The sequence below is a fragment of the Pseudomonas sp. RW10S2 genome (assembly GCF_014268985.1).
Taxonomy (GTDB): domain Bacteria; phylum Pseudomonadota; class Gammaproteobacteria; order Pseudomonadales; family Pseudomonadaceae; genus Aquipseudomonas; species Aquipseudomonas wayambapalatensis.
On the sequence record NZ_JABWRO010000056.1, the window covers coordinates 14,429 to 32,384 of the forward strand.

General features: G+C 62.4%; 9 protein-coding genes. 2 read left to right on the plus strand and 7 right to left on the minus strand.

Going from position 1 to position 17,956, the window contains the following annotated elements; genetic code table 11:
* Window positions 1–122: 122 nt before the first annotated feature.
* Window positions 123–548: a VOC family protein gene (locus HU729_RS13890; RefSeq protein ID WP_186710558.1), complete on the minus strand. Its 426-nt coding sequence runs from the start codon at window positions 546–548 to the stop codon at window positions 123–125.
* Window positions 549–700: 152 nt separating this feature from the next.
* Between HU729_RS13890 and HU729_RS13895 the strand changes: the two genes are divergently transcribed.
* Entirely contained in the window at window positions 701–5,584 is a 4,884-nt protein-coding gene (locus tag HU729_RS13895) for an NEL-type E3 ubiquitin ligase domain-containing protein (protein ID WP_186710559.1), read from the plus strand.
* A 12-nt stretch (window positions 5,585–5,596) separates the two neighbouring features.
* Here the strand turns inward: HU729_RS13895 and HU729_RS13900 are convergent, their stop codons facing one another.
* Window positions 5,597–8,068: a UvrD-helicase domain-containing protein gene (locus HU729_RS13900; protein ID WP_186710560.1), complete on the minus strand. Its 2,472-nt coding sequence runs from the start codon at window positions 8,066–8,068 to the stop codon at window positions 5,597–5,599.
* A gap of 220 nt (window positions 8,069–8,288) precedes the next feature.
* On the opposite strand from HU729_RS13900, the gene HU729_RS13905 reads away from it, so the two are divergent.
* Window positions 8,289–8,987, plus strand: a complete 699-nt coding sequence (locus HU729_RS13905; protein WP_186664220.1) for a pirin family protein — start codon at window positions 8,289–8,291, stop codon at window positions 8,985–8,987.
* Between the two features lie 91 nt (window positions 8,988–9,078).
* Here the strand turns inward: HU729_RS13905 and pgm are convergent, their stop codons facing one another.
* From pgm to HU729_RS13930, 5 genes are all read right to left on the minus strand, one after another.
* On the minus strand, window positions 9,079–10,716 hold the full coding sequence (gene pgm, locus HU729_RS13910) for a phosphoglucomutase (alpha-D-glucose-1,6-bisphosphate-dependent) (RefSeq protein WP_186710562.1): 1,638 nt from the start codon (window positions 10,714–10,716) through the stop codon (window positions 9,079–9,081).
* Between the two features lie 80 nt (window positions 10,717–10,796).
* On the minus strand, window positions 10,797–13,058 hold the full coding sequence (locus tag HU729_RS13915) for an ATP-dependent DNA helicase (RefSeq protein ID WP_186710564.1): 2,262 nt from the start codon (window positions 13,056–13,058) through the stop codon (window positions 10,797–10,799).
* A complete protein-coding gene (locus HU729_RS13920) occupies window positions 13,055–14,707 on the minus strand; it encodes a VRR-NUC domain-containing protein (protein WP_186664214.1) in 1,653 nt (550 codons plus the stop codon). Before HU729_RS13920 ends, HU729_RS13915 begins: the two co-directional genes overlap by 4 nt.
* Before the next feature lie 78 nt (window positions 14,708–14,785).
* Window positions 14,786–16,150, minus strand: coding sequence for an aminotransferase class I/II-fold pyridoxal phosphate-dependent enzyme (locus HU729_RS13925; protein WP_186710566.1), 1,365 nt, complete (start codon window positions 16,148–16,150; stop codon window positions 14,786–14,788).
* Window positions 16,150–17,499 (minus strand): hypothetical protein, encoded by a 1,350-nt coding sequence (locus HU729_RS13930; protein WP_186710568.1) that lies wholly within the window; start codon window positions 17,497–17,499, stop codon window positions 16,150–16,152. Before HU729_RS13930 ends, HU729_RS13925 begins: the two co-directional genes overlap by 1 nt.
* Window positions 17,500–17,956: the final 457 nt, after the last annotated feature.

Genomic DNA, 17,956 nt, shown 5'->3' on the forward strand with positions numbered 1-17,956 from the left:
ACTACGGTTGCGCGAAGCACGACAGGGCAGGCTGCCCAGAATCGCAGCAAGGTACGTTGAAGCATAATCGGGATTGCGCGGATATCCACTGAGGATTGGAGGCTGCCCGGCGATCGAAAGAATCATCCCTGCTGCTGTTGGCCGACAGGTCCTTTCAACTCGACCTGGTTGCCATCGGGGTCATAACAGTACAGCGACAGCCCCTCGCCCTCGGCGCCGTATCGCGACTCCGCAGCCTCGACCACGACCCCGGCAGCACGCAGGTAACGGGTCAACGCCTGCTCGTCGAACGGATCGATACGCAGGCAGAAGTGATGCAGGTTGCGCCCGCTCTCGCCTGCCGCAGCGCCGCCCGGGCGACCGAGCTCACCGTCCAGGCTCACCAGATCGATCATCGCGGTGCCGGTGGCCAGATGGATCATGCCCAGGTCCGGGCGCTCCTTGCTCACCCGGCAGCCGAGTACATCACGGTAAAACGCGACGCTGCGCTGAAGATCGCGCACGCGCAGCACCAGATGATCGATATGGCGAATGGCAAAGGGACGCATGTGGCAGCTCCTGCTCGCAGCTCCGAAAGTGCATCGCAGCACCATAACCGATCCCTCGCAGGCAGGACAATTCGCTATCAGGCGTTAACCATCTACAGACGCGCGCCTCCCTCCAGCTCGTCCAATGGGCGCTTCCACGAAAGGAGCACTCCATGAGCAACCTCACCAACCAACATGAAGCACAGGTCCTGCGCACCTTGCCGAACTGGAGCAAGGACCTTCATCCGAAGCACTTCAGCGCACTGCTGGACACCCAACGCAGCCCTCACCTCTACCCCAGCGGTCACGCGTATGACTGGTACTCCTCGGCACTCCCCGAAGATCAGCAGGCGCTGCGCAATGCACTCGACCAGCGCGCCAAGAGCCTGCGAGCCCTGCAAAACAGCCTCTCGGGGCTGCAGGGCATCAGCGATTTCTGTCGGCCATTGCTGCAAAAGCGCTTCGACAAGGAGCTGCCGGTCAAGGTCGTGAACAAGGAGCAGTCGGTCGACGTCCTGCAGTACTACACTCAAGATTCCAAAGTCGCACAACCAACACGCGGCCAGACGGAAACGGTATACCTCCCCTCAGGCCCTCCCGTGTACCGCTCCTTGCTCGCCGCTGCGCTGCACAACTTCAAGAGCGAGCTGGACACGCCCCGTTTCTCCGGTATACGTCTCGCCAAGGACGATGACCGATTCTTTCCAAGCCTTGACCTGAAGAAGTTCATCACTCTAACCCGCGATCTGGACCTGGGTCAGAAGTACCAGGAGCACCTGGCCGCCATCTATGATGGCAGTAATTCCGAGCAGATCAGCCGAGATTCGATCAGCGCACGCCAGGACGAGTTGAGGGTGCAAGCGCGCATCGCCTACCTCAAAGGCGACGTCACTTCCGACACGCTCGCTGCCCTGCATACGCTCTGCGCCGACCTGCCCGCCAGCAAGCAAGCGCCCTATAGCATCAAGTGCCAGTCGCTCAGTGTCTTCGGTTTTGAGCTGTACGAACTCATGCTGATTTCGATTGCGACGCCCAAGGCTACGTGCGTGGTGCTCTACCTCCCTGGGGACAGCACCGAGACGCTGAAAGAATTCAAATCAATGGCCGCCTGCCATATCCACCTGCGCACACGCCTGCTCGATCCAAAGGTCCGCCAGTCCTTCGTCGAATACACTTCGCGCGCCGTGCAGCCTGCACTCAACGGCCGATTGCGCAATGCGCTGTACAGCAACCCGACTGCAGACGACGCAGCGCTGACCGCACGGACGACGGTCAACCTGGACACGAACCTGACGACCCTGCCGTCTAGTCCGTGGAAGGAACTGGAGATACGCCATGTCAGACGTTTGAAGGCCGATGCCCGTGCGATTGTGGTACCGACCGCCGATGTCGATGCCCAAGCCCGCCTGGAGCGCCTCGAATTCTGGGGTGTCATCGGCATGGACATCCTCAACATTGCGGCCGTCTGCATACCGGGGCTCAACCCGGTCATGAGCCTGGTGATCGGTGCGCAGATGATGGGTTCGGTATTCGATGCGCTGCACGCCTGGGAAGAAAATGACAACGCCCAGGCCATCGCACACTTGAAGTCACTGGTAATCAATGCTGGCTTGCTGATTGGCACAGTAGCCGGTGGCGCGGTACTGCAATCGCACTTTGTCGATTCGATGCAAAGCATTAGCGTCAATGGCCAGGAGCGGCTGTGGAGCCCGAACATGGCAGGGTATGCCAGTGACCTGGAACTCCCCTCCGAGCTCGAACCCAATACACAGGGTCAGTATGTCTACCAGGGCAAGACCTATGTCCGCCTGGGCGAAGACCTCTACGAGCAGTTCCAGGACATGGACGGCCAGTGGCACGCTCGCCACCCAAGCGACCCGAACGCCTATAGCCCTGTGCTTGAGCACAATGACGCCGGGGCCTGGCGCGTGGCGCACGAGAATCCCCTGACATGGGACCGCGAGACTCTGCTCCAGCGCCAGGGCTCGGCTGCGCGCAGTCTCAGTGCAGAGCAACGCGACACGGCGCTGCGCAGCACCGGCTTGAGCGCGGACGTTCTACGTCATCAATTGGCAGAGGATGGTCGAACACCTTCACAGTTGTTGGACGCCTTCCAGCGCTTGCGCACCAGCGAAGAGATCTCTGGCCTGACACGCAGTGTTCGCGAAGGAACACGCTTCCCGGCATACAAGAATTTCGCCCTCAATGCCCTGACCCAGTTGCCGGAATGGCCGAGCGATCACGTTCTGGAAGTCTTCAAGGGGAGCGAGCGTGCAGGCGAATCCGTCACCTACCCCAGGGCCAGCAGGCCCGGCGATCATGTGGTGCAGCTCAGCAGACAGGAGCTGGAGAATGGCGAACTGGTCAGCAGTGTGCTGGCTCAGATGGATCCCGAACAAGCTGCGCGTCTTGCGCCGGTCGAAGCTGGACAGGCATCCCGGATCCAGGTCTTGCAGGAGCGCCTCGCCAACCAACTCGAAGCCAACCGCCAGTCGATCTTCGACAGCCTCCGCGCGCCTGCGGCCGAGCACAGCTCGTTGGCGGCCGAACGCTTGTCGCGGCAGTTTCCCAGCCTGCCGGGCGTGGCGGTGGATGAGATCGTCGAAAATGCCAGCCCGCAAGAGCGCGCGCGGATGAGCAGCCCTGATGGACGCGTCCCACTGCGCGTCGCCGAGGAAGCGCGCCTGATGCAAGCCCGCATTCGCCTGGATCGGGCCATCCTTGGTCTGAAACAGGCCGATCTGGCGACTGCCGATACCGCACTGCTGCGCGAGGGGCTGCAGACACAACCGCCAAAGACCGATGCCGCGCTGTTCGAGCTCGCCACCGCCGACCGAGACAAGGCCCGCCAACTGATCGGCCAGCAACCGGTCAGACCCGGCTTCCGCTCCCCTCTGCGCCTGAGCGACGGTCGGCTGGGCTATCCGCTCAGTGGCCGGGGCGTCTCCAGGGCGCGAGCAAGGCTCGCCAGGCTTTACCGAACACACAACGAAAGTCGGATCGATGACCTGATAGCACCACTGGGCACAGGTCGCGTATTGGAGAACAACATTTCTCGCCTTGAGTACGAGTGGCACACACTCACCCAGGATATCGACCGATGGGTGGACGCTTCACGAAATGCTGGTACGGAGTCCGGCGGAGTAGACGTGGCGCTGATGGACGCTTGGCGAAATCCGCAGGAGCACGAGCTGGAAATCCACAACATTGGCAGCGAGAACCCAACGCTGCCCAAGATTTCGGCGCGCTTCTCGAATGTCCGCACATTGCGCCTCAATCGGTTGGGGTTGAGGGCACTGAACCCCGATCTGCTTACTTGCTTCCCGGCTCTGGAAGAACTTGAAATACTCAACAGTTCGCAGCTCAGCGAATCCTCCCTGGCAACGGCGCTGCGAGCGGCACCAAATCTTCGCAGACTGGTACTCAGAGACACCGGATTGACCAGGCTCAGCCCCCAGATGCAGGAAACCCTGGCCGGCCTGCCCTCTCTGCGAGAGCTCGACCTGGGGCACAATGCACTCACCCTGAGTGCTGCGAACATCGACTTCCTCGCCGCACGCCGCCTGGATACCCTCAGGCTGAACAACAACCGCATCACACTCGATGCTGCCAGTGCCGAGCGTTTCCAGGGGATGATCCACATCCAGCAATTGAACCTGCGAGCCAACCCTCTGGGCGTAGCGCCTGATGTTGGCTACATGGCTCGGCTGTCGCACCTGAACCTGTCGCGCTGCGACCTGGAGCAATGGCCACAGGGGCTGACGACCCTGATGAGCCAAAGGCACTACCAGCTGCGCCAGCTCGACCTGTCGATGAACCGTATCCACACCCTACCCGACCTTGAAGATATCCTTGCCACGCCTTTCGCCGAGGGTATCAATAGGCGCCAGGCGGGCATGCGCTGGACCTTCAACTACAACGGACTGGAGCCAGAGGTCCGTGCCGGGCTTGCCCGCATTCAACTCGTTGTCCACGAAAACGAAGGCGTGATCGGCCTGACAGAGGCATTCATACAGACCAATGCCACGCCAGAACAACGTCTGCTCTGGGCCAATCTATTCGGAACTGGCGAAAACCAGCCACTGCTGGACAAGCTGGGCTTGTTGCTCGATTCGGCAGACACTCGCCAACAACCTGCTGCCATGCGCAATCGCGTCTGGGCAGTGCTCAAAGCAGCAGGTGAGAGTACCGAGCTGCGTGAAAGGCTCAACGATGTCGCGGAACACTATCCCACCACTTGCGGTGATGCCGGCGCCGACGCATTCAGCGCACTGGAAACGGAGGTCAGCTTGCAGAAGATCAGCAACGGCGACTTCACCCTCAGTGAAAAATGGGCCTTGTTGCGCCAGCGTTACCGGCGAGAGCTGGTCAACAACCTGGCTGATCGCATTGCCCTTGCGCGCACGCTGCGTAAAGTCGGCCTGCAGCGGAGGCTGGAAAACAGTGCCGAGGACATCCCTGTGCTTGATCAGCTGGACGACCCAGATGCCATTCCGGACGATGTGTTGATCGATGGACTGGTCGACGATATAGAGATTCGCCTGGCGTTGCGCCAGGCACTCGCTGAGGACTTGGACTATCCAGAGCCGAGCGAGAACATGCTCTACAGGCCGACTGCCCACCTGTCGTACAAGGTGGAGGCCAACGTAAGCAAGGAAGTGACGCGTCTGGATACAGATCCGGCAGGTCCCCGCCAATGGATCGTCGAACAGCCCACCTGGCAGCTCAGCCTCAGGCGTGCCCATGCCTCACAGTTCGAGGCGGTCACCGAGTTCTGGCGACCCGGGCTTGATTACCTGCAGTACTGCCGCGACTTCGCTTCGCAAGTAAACGGCGAGACCGTCGAGCTCGAGCCCGTCACTTCGTTGTCGACCTCGGTCAGGAAGGCCCTGGAGAAAGCGATCGCTCAAGAGCTGCCCAGCAGCAACGGGAAACTGCAGCCGTTGCTGCTCACCGATGAACAGGACGTGGCGGCATTCAATGCGCTGCGCGATGAGCAGACGAGCGTCGAGCGCGGACTGTTCGAAAGCCTGACCCGGGAAGTCGAAACCGACTGACGCTGTGAATCCTCACTGGCCGCGCAGGTCCTCGAAGTAGACGTGCCGGCCTTGTACCTGGGTGGATGCGCGAGGCAGTGCCGCTGTCTCGCCGCTGACAGCTTCCACATGCCAATAGCAGTGCCTGATCGCCCGCGTCACCCCGACGTAGGCCAGGCGTTGCGCCTCGTCTTTCTGCGCACTGTCGAACGGCTGCGCATCCCCGGTACGCCCCAACCCGGCCATGCGGTAAACCTGATTCTTGTAGGGCGAACTGGTCAGGTATTGGCAATCGCCGAGCATGAACACGGCATCGGCCTGCAGGCCCTTGGCGCTGTGATAGGTGAGCTGACGCAGACGACGCTGCTCAGGCGGCAGGCTCGAATCAGCCCTGACCACAGACTCTATATGATTTGAAATCAGCAGCTTATCGCTACTTTTTCGAAACAACATCATCACTGTCTCGCCACGCTGGTAATGCTCGATCAGGGTTTGCCCGAGTGCGGCCTCATCGCGCTCGAACACCTTGACCGGCGACAACGGCAACGCAGCAGCGCCACCACAGGCCCTGGCCTTCTTGCCGGTGATTGCCGCTGTGCCGCGCACCAGGTGTTCCGCCGCATCGATGATGTGCTGCTGACTCCGGTAGTTCTCGACCAGCATCACCCGGCTATTGGCCGGCGATGGGAAGGTCTTGCCGAACTCCATGAAGTACTTTGGTGAACTACCGCGCCAGCCGTAGATCGATTGCCAGTCATCACCCACGCACATCAACGACGAATGCGCAGCGTTGCGCCCGGCATGCATGCCTGGGCCACGCCTGCGAATCTCACGCAGCGTCGCGCGCAGCCAACTGACGATCTGTGGCGAGACATCCTGGAACTCGTCGATCATCAGATGCGCCAGCGGGCGTAGCAGCGAGTCTGGCAACAGTTGCAGATTCTCGGGGTTGTTCTCGCCGAACAGCGCGAACATGCGGTTATAGGTCATCACCGGCGGGGACTGTCCGAGCAGGTGGGCCTCCAACGCCTTCCAGTACAGGGCCAGGGCTTCGAAGAACGGCGCATCGCTGTCGCCCGGCGCAAAGCTCATGCGAGCAACAGCACTCCCGACCTCCAGCCCCAGGTTCTCGATGAAGCTCGCCGCACCGACGAAGGCATCGAGTAATGGCGTTGGGGCCAGTTCACCCTTGACCTTGAACTCGAACCCAGGCCCCGCCACCGCATCACCCGCCAGCGACGCGGCGAGACGCTTTGCCGAGGTGTAGTTATCCAGCCAAATCAGTGACTTATCGCAGAAAGCTTGAAACAACGTGCGCTTTACAGCCCACTCGGCACGCACCGACAGCTTGGCGTTGGCACGTTGGTACTGGGCGCTTTCCGACGGGTCGAAGCCCAGTACCACCCAGGCATCGAGCCCTTCAAGACGCCCGTGCACATGGAAGCGCTGGCCACGGATCTGCACCGTTTCCCGACAGGGCTCGATGCCCTTGATCGGCCAGGCGCCCGCAGCGAACCACAGGTCTTCGATTACGTCGCACAACTCTTCGTCGCGCTGGGCCGCCAGTTGCGTCACCTGTACGCGCTTCTGCACATCAGGATGATCCGGATCGAGCGGCTTGAGCTGCAGGGACTCCTGGCGCATCGTCGCGACCAGTTCCGCAAAACGTGGACTGTCACGCAGCAGGTCGCGATAACACAGATTGAGCTGCTGGCGCTGAGCATCGTTCAGGCGCAGATCGAAAGGGTTACCTTCGCTCTCGGCTTCGCTGCCGACAGGCACATCGTTGCCCAGGGTCTCGAATGCGCGCAGTTGGGAGAACCCCGGCAAGCTGCGCACCAGGGGCAGGATGCGCGAATGGAAGGTGCGCACCAGGTCACGGGCACGGGCCGGCGGCAGGTCGATCTGCCAGAGGGCGAAGACCTGCACCAGCCGTTTTATGAAGTCCTTGCGCGACTCACGAGTGAAGGTGACCACGGTCATGGCGTCCAGCTCGAAGCCCAGATAGTGACGCAGCAGCAGGATACGCAGCACCAGCGAAGTGGACTTGCCGGCGCCGGCCCCCGCCACCACGCAGGTAGACGGCGTATCGCTGAAGATCAGCTTCCATTGCGCGGCACTGGGTTGGGCGTCGGCAGGCAGGCGCTGGCCGACATCGGCCTTGAAGCGTTTCTTCAGCTCTGCTGTCAGCGGCAGGCGCCAGTCGTCGAACAGCTTGTCGTCCTCGCCGGGCACCGCAGCGCCGTCCGGGCGGCTGTCGCGGATCACCAGGACCTGGCGCCCCGCCTCGTACCCTTCGGCGTGGCCACGTTCATAGCCGTCACGCAAGCCATCGGCGTGCCCGCTGCGCTGGCCAGTGGCATGGCCGAGGAACCATGAGTCACGGTGCTGGGCCTGCAGACGGCTCAATCCACGCCCGAGCAGGCGAGCGGCGAAGCGGCGCAACCAAGGCAATTGCGCGGGTGGGGTCAGGTCCAGTGGCGCCGGGGGCTGCTCGAAAGACACGGTCACTCCATTGCTAGTCGAATCAGCGGAACATGTTCCACCGAACCGCTGAAAAGTGCCAGCTAATGCTTGCAGATCATAGGATTAGGCGATGAAACGCAGAAAGCACCACAACCAAAACCATCAATTTATCAGATAAAAACAAGTCGATATTTACGCTTATTTTCGATACTTGAAAGGCGCATCATGGCCCCATTCCCACTTACCGAGGACCCTGATCATGCTGCAACTGCGCCCCTTTGAAAGCCTCGGCCATGCCAACCACGGCTGGCTGGATGCCCATCATCACTTTTCCTTTGCCGAGTACTACGACACCGAGCGTATGCACTGGGGCAACCTGCGCGTATGGAACGACGACCTGATCGCCGCAGGCAGTGGCTTCCCGCCGCATCCGCACCGGGACATGGAAATCATCACTTACGTACGCGAAGGTGCAATCAGCCACCAGGACAACCTGGGTAACAAAGGCCGCACCGAAGTCGGTGACGTACAGGTGATGAGTGCGGGTACTGGCATCGTGCACAGCGAGTACAACCTGGAGAAGGTCGACACGCGCATCTTCCAGATCTGGATTGTGCCGGACAAGGTCGGAGACGCACCGTCCTGGGGGACTCGGCCGTTCCCCAAAGGTGAGCGAGGCGAAGGCTTCGTGACGCTGGCCAGCGGTCGTGTCGAGGATCAGGATGCTCTGCGCATCCGTGCCGATGCACGGCTGGTGGCCGCGACCCTGCGTGCCGGCGAGAGCGCCGAGTACCGTTTCGATGCCGGACGACGCGGGTATCTGGTTCCGGCCAAAGGCGTGGTCGAGGCCAATGGCGTGCGCGCCAAAGCCCGGGACGGGATTGCCGTGGAAGGCGAAGAGGTGCTGCGCGTCACGGCGCTCGAGGACAGCGAGATCGTGCTGGTGGATGTGGCCTGAGCCAGATGGCCAAGTCGTACTTTTCGCGGGCTAGCTCGCGAATCGTACGACTGGGTTTAAGAGACCGGCGTTGTCGGTGATCGCAAGACAATCAGCTGATCGCCGCATCCACCAGTGCCTGGGCTTCCTGCACCAGGCGCTGCAGGTGCGCCTCGTCAACGAAGCTCTCGGCGTAGATCTTGTAGATGTCCTCGGTACCCGATGGACGCGCGGCAAACCAGCCATTGGCGGTCATCACCTTCAGGCCGCCGATGGCCTGACCATTGCCTGGCGCGTGACTGAGGATCTGCTGGATCGGCTCGCCGGCAAGCTCGGTGGACTTCACCTGCTCAGGCGCCAGCTTGCTCAGCAGCGCTTTCTGCCGCGCATCGGCCTTGGCCTCGACCCTGGTGGCGTATGGCTTGCCCAGCGCTGCGGTGAGGTCGGCATAGGCCTGGCTCGGATTGCGCCCCGTGCGTGCAGTCATCTCGGCCGCCAGCAATGCGGGAATCAGGCCGTCCTTGTCGGTCGCCCAGACGCTGCCGTCCAGACGCAGGAACGAAGCGCCCGCACTCTCCTCTCCACCAAAACCAAGCGAACCTTCGAACAGGCCCTGGGCGAAAAACTTGAAGCCCACCGGCACTTCATGGAGCTTGCGCCCCAACCGCTCGGTAACCCGGTCGATCATGCCACTGCTGACCACGGTCTTGCCGACCGCGGCGTCGCTGCGCCAATGCGGTCGGTGGCGGAACAGGTAGTCGATGGCCACGGCAAGGTAGTTGTTCGGCTGCAGCAGGCCGTCACTGGTGACGATACCGTGGCGATCATGGTCCGGGTCGCAGGCAAAGGCCACGTCGAAACGCTCGCGCAGGCCGATCAGCCCTTGCATGGCGTATGGCGACGAAGGGTCCATGCGAATCTGCCCGTCCCAGTCGACGCTCATGAAGCGGAAGGTCGGGTCGACCTCGGTGTTGACCACTTCAAGGTTCAACTGGTATCGCTCGGCAATCGCCGACCAATAGCGCACGCCCGCGCCACCCAGCGGATCGACACCCAGGCGCAGGTTGGCTTTACGGATGACCTCGAAATCGATGACGTTTTCCAGGTCTGCCACGTAGCTGCTCACGTAGTCGTGACGCTGGGTAGTGGCAGCCTGCAGAGCCTGGGCGTAGTCAATGCGCTTGACACCCGCAAGACCTGCAGCCAGCAGTTCGTTGGCCTTGGCTTCGACCCACTTGGTCACATCGCTGTCAGCCGGGCCGCCATTGGGCGGGTTGTATTTGAAACCACCGCTCTGGGGCGGGTTGTGCGAGGGGGTGATGACGATGCCGTCGGCCAGACCCTGTTGACGACCGCGGTTGTAGCACAGGATCGCATGGGACACCGCCGGGGTCGGGGTGTACTCGTCGTCCTTGGACAAGCGCACCTGCACGCCATTGGCCGCCAGGACCTCCAGCGCGCTGGCGGTGGCCGGCGCCGACAAGGCATGGGTGTCAGCACCGATGAACAGCGGGCCATCGATACCCTGCTCCTGGCGGTACAGGCAGATCGCCTGGGTGATCGCCAGCACATGATGCTCGTTGAAGCTCAACTCGAACGAGGTGCCTCGGTGTCCGGAAGTGCCGAAGGCCACGCGCTGCGAAGCGACCGCAGCGTCCGGGCGACCGGTGTAGTAGGCGGTCAACAGGCGGGGAATATCGACCAGCACGCTGGCCGGAGCCGGCTTGCCTGCCAAAGGGCTGAGCGTCATGCAGAACCTCGAGTTCAACGGATGTAGGTGTTGGAACGCGCAGTGTACTGGGAGTTGCAACGGCGCGCGATGGGGCCGGATCAGTTGGCGGCGGTATGCCACCAGCCAGGAAACATCTGTTGCACCCGCGGCTCACTGAAGCGCTCATCGATCAGAAAAAGCACGCCACGATCCTGGTCGCCCCGAATGACTCGACCAGCCGCCTGGATCACCTTGCGCACGCCAGGGTACAGGTACGCGTAGTCAAAACCGCTGCCAAACTGCTGGGCCAAACGTTGCTTGAACTGTTCGTTGACCGGATTGACCTGGGGCAAGCCGAGGGTGGCGACAAAGGCACCTATCAGCCGGGTGCCCGGCAGGTCCACTCCTTCAGCGAAGGCCCCGCCCAGTACAGCGAAACCTATCCCTCGCCCATCCGCCACGAAACGCGCCAGAAATCCCTCGCGTGCGGCCTCGTCCATGCCCGGCGCCTGCCGCCAGTGCGGCACCTCGGGGTGCCGTTCGGCGAACAGGGCCATCACCTGCTCCAGGTATTCAAAGCTGCTGAAGAACGCCAGGTAGTTGCCCGGCTGACGCTGGTACTGCTCGCCGATCAGCCCGACGATCGGCGCCAGGGACGCACTGCGCTGCTGAAAGCGGGTCGAAACCTCACTGACGATCCGCACCTGCAACTGCTCGGCGCGAAATGGCGCGGCCACGTCCAGCCAGGCGGTGTCTGCCGGCATACCCAGCAAGTCGGAATAGAAGCGCCGAGGCCCTAGCGTCGCCGAAAACAGGGTGACGCTGCGCGCCGCAGCCATTCGCGGGCCAAGCAGGCGCGCGGGCACCACATTACGCAGCGTCAGGGTTGCCAGACGACGGTTTCGCGGGCCGTTACGCAGGCTGACATCGAACAGGAAATGCTCATCGAACAGCTCGGCCACACGGCTGAACTGCAGGGCATGGAAATAGAACTGCAGGACCTGCGGTTCGACGTGCGCAGGCGCCTGCTCCATGGCCTCCTGAATCAGGCCAATGCACTGTTGCAACGCCCGCAGGAATGCCTCGGGCAATTGGTCGCTCGCCTGGTACGGTGCCCGCTGGGACTTGTACAACGCATTCCACTGGCGATTGAGACGCTCCAGAGCGCTGCTCAAGCCCGCCGGCTTGGCCTTGCGCAAGGCCAGCAGTTGCCCTTGGTCGAGGCTTGCGCTGTACATGGCGCGGCCGCGCTCCACCAGGTTATGCGCCTCGTCCACCAGCACAGCCACCCGCCACTGGTTGAGTTGGGTCAGGCCGAACAGCAGCGCATGGGCGTCGAAATAATAGTTGTAGTCGGCAACCACCAGATCGACCCAGCGCGCCATCTCCTGCCCCAGGTAATACGGGCAGACCTGGTGTGCCAGCGCGACCTCGCGCAACCCCGCACGGTCGAGCAACACCACCTGCGACGCTGCTTCGCGAGCCGCTGGCAGCCGATCGTAGAAACCCTTGGCCAGCGGACAGGACTCACCATGACAGGCACTGCCCGGGTACTCGCAGGCTTTGTCCCGGGCAATCAACTCCAGCGCACGCAGGCTGGGCTGCGGGGTGGTGTCGGTGATCTGGCGCAGTGCGTCGAGCGCCAGTGCCCGGCCTGGTGTCTTGGCGGTGAGGAAGAGCAGCTTGTCCAGTTGCTGCGGGGCCATGGCCTTGAGCAGCGGAAACAGCGTGCCGAGCGTTTTGCCAATACCGGTACTGGCCTGGGCCATCAGGCAGCGCCCGGTGGCCACGGCCTTGTACAGGGTTTCTGCCAGTTGGCGCTGGCCCTGGCGGAACTGTGGGTACGGAAACGCCAGCCCCTGCAGATCGCTGTCCCGCAGGCGCAGGCGTGCGGCCTGGGCGTGCGCCCAGCCAAGAAAGCGCTGGCACAAGGTCTCGAAGAAGTGCTGCAGTTGCGCGGCATGCTGCGGCTCGCTGAACAAGGTCTGTCGGTCGCTGTCGACGTCCAGGTACACCAGCGTGACCTCGATCCGCTCCAGCCCACGCGACTGGCACAACAGCCAGGCATAGACGCGGGCCTGCGCCCAGTGCAATTGCCGATGATTGTCCGGCTGGCGGTCGAGATTGCCGCGGTGAGTCTTGATCTCCTCCACCCGGTTGCGCACCGGGTCGTAGCCGTCGGCTCGCCCCCGCACCCGCAATCCCTGGTACTCGCCCTCCAGCGATACCTCCGCCTCGTAGCCAGAACCGCGCCGCGCAACAACCCGTCGATGGCCGTCGATGCCCTGTTGGGCGGTGGGCGACGGAGTGAAGCGCAAGTCCAGGTCGCCGACCTTGGCGGCAAACTCACACAGCGCACGTACCGCCACACTCAGACTCACGACGCGGCCTCGCACCAGCGCACATGGCATACCGCGACCGGCATGCCGTGCTCACGGCAGAAGTCCAGCCAGCGCAACTGGTTATCCTGCAGGCGGTCACCCGGCCCCTTGACCTCGATCATGCGGTAACGCCCCTGCCCCGGCCAGAACTGGATGAGGTCGGGCATACCTGCGCGGTTGTTGCGAATATCCTGCAGCAGGCGCCGGAAACACTGCTTCAGATGCTCGGCAGGAATGCAGGCCAGGGCCTGCTCGAGCAGCGCCTCGTTCAGTACCTGCCAGAACACGAACGGTGACTGCAGCCCATGCTTGTTGGCAAAACAGGTGCGTATCGCCTGTCGGTAGCTGCCATCGTCGAGCCGCCCCAGGCAGGCCTCGAACAAGGCGGCGCGGCGCACCGAGAAATCACTGTCGTGCAGATCCTGGGGCGCCGCCTGGTAAGGGTGAAAGAACGCGCCGGGCAGCGGCGCGAAAATCGCCTCCCAGCACAAGAGGCCGAACAGGCTGTTGAACAAGGTGTTCTCGACGTAATGGACCTCGCCGTCGGCGTGCGCCAGGTGCAGGCGCACCGCTTCCTCCACGCCCACTGCGGACATTTCCACGGGCAACGCCAGTTCGATGAGTGTCTGCACGGCAGCAGACGCGCGGCGTCGAGGCGGCCCTCCGAGTTTGCGTGCAAGGCGCGGCAGCATGCGCGCCAACGCCTGGGCCTCGAGGGGATTGGCCGTGGTCTGGGCCATGTGTGACGCCAGTGCCTGCGCCCTTTGCCACTGCTCGCTGCGCTCGAGCACACGCACCTGGCGAATGCGCGCCTCGGGGTGGTCGAGCCCATCGTAGACACTCAGGGCCAGATCCCATTGCCCAAGCCGCTCGCAGCGCTGGCCAATTGCAAACAGCAGACGTGCGCGACGCCTGGCCAACCAGGGATTGCTGCTGTTGGCCCGCTCCAACGCCTGCAGCAACGTACTTGGCGCCTCTCCCTGCTCCAGCCGCTCGGCGCAAGCATGCAAGGCCATCGCCAGATCGACCTCCTCGCGCTGGCGCAAGGCGCGCGAATCCGCACTGAAGCTCACCTGCTCATAGCGCAGCACGCCCAGATCGGCCAGCACGAACTCCGACCAATCCTGATAAAGATTGCCAAAGAACAACAGGCGCAGGCGGTCGCACAGGGGTTGCAAGCGCCACTGCAGGATCTGTACCGGCGCCTGCTCGAACCAGGCAGACAGTGGTCTGTCTGGCAGGTCCAATGGCCGCAGCGCAGCCAGCAACTGGGTCTTGGTCACGCGAGGATGGGCCAGTTGATCGGCAAAGCAGGTAAGCAGTTCGTCCCGGCGCAACAAGGCGAACAACTGCTCCAGGCCCAGTATCGGCCTCGCGCAGACCCAGCCCAGCGTGAGCAAAGGCTGCAAAGCTGCGCCCGTGTCGCCGATCTCGGCATATTCAAGCCGGTCGCCGCGAAACAGCTCGCCCTTGCGCATGACCATGCGCACCAACAGTGCCTGCGTCGGCTGGGCCAGCCCGCTGAAGACTCGGAGAAAGTCTTGTTCGTGCGGGTCAAGGATATCGGCGTAACGGTGTTCGACCCACCTCAGCACCTGGCGGAAGTTGTGCAGGTAATAGAGCGGATCTTCGACGGAATGGGCAATCACGGCATGGCGTCGCAGGCAAACATGAATACTGGTTATACATACAGACGAGGCAACCTGGCAAGCGCGCCGGATCGACGGTCAGTTCGACCTGTCTTGTGCGTTGCTACGCAAGCACTGCAGCCTTTTTCCGAGCGCTTCGAGTGCCTGCTCCAGCTCGCCGGCATCGTCCCCCTGCCAGGCCAGCAGCAGGTGGTAGTCATAGCCGTCTCGCAGGCTGAACAGATTTCCAGGTGCCGCCAGCAGCGCCGAAGTGTTCAGGGCTTCCACCAACTGACGCACATCCACTGCCAAGCCCAGGCGACACCACAGGACACGCCCGCCTTCAGGTTCGCTGAACGCCAACAGACTGCCCAGATGCTGCTCGACGGCATGGCATAGAATCGCCATGCGCATTTGCAGACGGTCGCGCATCTGCTGCAGATGACTGTCCACATCGCCTCGGCTCAGCAGACAGGCCACCGCCTGTTGACGCCGCGGGGGTAGCACGAAACTGCGTCGCACAAAAGCCTCGCACACTGCCGGGTGCCGACTCAGTACATAGGCGTAGGGCGCTTCGGCGCCGATCATGCCTTCTAGCGAACCCAACACCAGCAGCCAGTGCGGATCGACCCAGTCGCGCAGGCGCGTCTCAGGTGGCGCAACGAAACACTGGTCGCTGTCCAGGTCGTTTTCCAGCAGCCACGTCGGATATCCCGCCAGCAGACGCGCCACTTCACGCTGCTCATCCAGCGACACCAGGCGTCCCGGAGGGGTCGCCAGGCATGACGGCATCAACAGCAGGCGTACGGTCTCGCGCTTGAACAGCTGTGCCAAGGTATCCAGGTCCAAACCACCCTGGGTATCGAGCGGCCACTCGACAACGCGCATCCCCAGCTGTTGCAAGACCTGCAACTGTTGCCAGCAACAGGGCGTCGCCACCAGTACCGTGCCTCCTTGCAAGTCCAGCGCAAGCAGCAATGTCTGCAGTAACGCCTGGACATCCGTCGCCAGATGCACGTCCTCAGCTCGCCAGAACTGCCTGGAAGAACGGGTATGGCGGGCGGCCAGCGCATTGCGCAGCAGCGCGCTGCCGGTCTGCGTCAGCGCAGACTGTCGCGCCAGACGCCGCTCATGCGCCAGCAACAGCGGCTCGAGCGCCCCACATGAGAATGGCGGGAGAATGAACGGTGCGCACTGGCCGGTGCTCGCCCTCGGCGCACTGGCGGGCTCATTGACCGGCACCTGCGCAAAATATCCGGACTTGGGCACCGAATGTACCCGCCCCTCGCGCTCCAACAGGCTGTAGGCATACTGCACCGTGGCCAGGGAAACCCGCATGCGCCGGGCCAGGTCGCGCAGCGACGGCAAGCGCGGATCCCCTCCCTCGCGGGCATGGCTGATCAGCGTTTCGAGGTAGCGATAGACCGTCTGATAGGCGAACTCGCGCCGCACGGAACGCCCCATCAACTGGCGACCTTCGCCATCGCTTCGGCACAAGGCAAGGGGGGCGCCAGCAGCCGCAGCCGAACGTCACGCCGTGTCAGCTTCGCGACCAGCCGGGATGCCGTATGCGGCAGCCCCCCCGAATAGATGACGCGCAACTGCGCCAGGCTCAATCCACTGGTACTGATCAGCCAATGTACGACCGCTTCCGGACACGGCTGCCCCTGCAGGGCACGGTGCAGATAGGGCAGTGCAACGCGCATCGCCGGATGGCAGCGCTGCAGGAACGCCAACAAGCCACGGCCCTGCTCGGCGAACGGGGCGTACAACAGGCACATCAGCTGGCTGTCGTCGATAGCATAGGCCTCCTGAAACAGATGCCTGCCCGTGCCCTTCCCCGACCGGACGGCGTCGCGCCTGCCCAGCAGACATTGATCGCGCAGTCGCTGCAGGTGAGTCAGGTACGCAGGGTCGAAAAACGCAGCCAGCGGCTCTTCGCGCGCTGACGCAGGCATCTCGATACCCAGCATGTGAAACAGCGCGTCCTCCCCTCGGGAGTCATTGATCAGGTCATCGACCGCGATCACCCGCAGGGGCGTCTGGCCCTGGCATGACGGGGCTCTCGCCTCGACGTGCTCCGTAGGCCTGGCAGCCAGTGCTCGCAGGCGCCCCAGCGTTTCGCACAACACTGCGGCGCACTGGTGTATGGCATGGCTTCCGCGCTCGCCGGTCAGACGCATGACGGTACGACTCCAGGCCAGGTAACGTCGCCGCTGCCGCACAGGGATCGCCGTGACCAACGCGCTGGGCATCGCCCCCTGGGACAGGATGCGGCGCAGCGTTTCGGCCAGTTCAAGGTGCAGACGACTGCCTAGCAAGGATTCTGCTCGCCCAGCAGAAAGGTGACCGAACATCAGCAGCGCTTCGCGCTCGTACGATGTGCTGGCAGCCGACGCGGCGCGGCGGCTGAAAGGCTGCAGTTGTTGGCCGCCAGCCAGCAGTAACTCCACACGGGGGTCATCCTGCAGGAACAGCGCACTGAAGGTGCTCTCCAGACCGCCAAGCACCTCTGCTCCCGGTGCGGGCTGGCAAGCGACCACCACTTGCAGGCGAAACGTGTGGGGCGCGCGTAGCGCGATGCTCAGTTGCGCAGCACGCAGAAACGCCAGCAGGCGAGTGTTGCATCGGTCATGCCCGTGTATCACCAACACACGAAAGTCCCCGATGTACTCCACGCCACCTGCCGCCACCAGCAGGCGCTGAATCAGCAATTGAACGCAGGCCCGTTGCGCCTGGGACATATGTTCCAGCAGACGATCCAGTACTTGCTGATATATGTAGTGCATGGCCTGCTCATGGATATTGCTCATATGGTCCACTCCATTCCTTGAGCGCAAAGAAAGCCGGCATTCACCGACGTGAGAAACAGGTCGCGATTCACTTCCAAGATATTTCCCACAAGTTATTAGGAAATTTCCAGGCAACAGTAGGCCGGCACTCACTCAATGCAGAGGCATTTGCAATGCCCCTGCAGGCGCCCTGGGCCGCATCAGCAGCGCCAACACGCTTCATTCAGCCGAGCCACGTCAAGTATCACAGAGCCATTATCGAGGGTTGTCGACTGAATAAAAGATACAGATCCAGGTAAAAAAACCATTCAGGAGAGCGGTATTGATCTACATACAACAAAAGAAAACCCAAGTATGGAATCCTGATCAGAAATGACAAACAAACAGCATTAACGCGACAGCCTTAATTGCGTCGGACCTTAATTAAATTTTTGTAGGAAATATCAGAAAAAAAACCGGGCCCGGGCCCGGTTTTTTT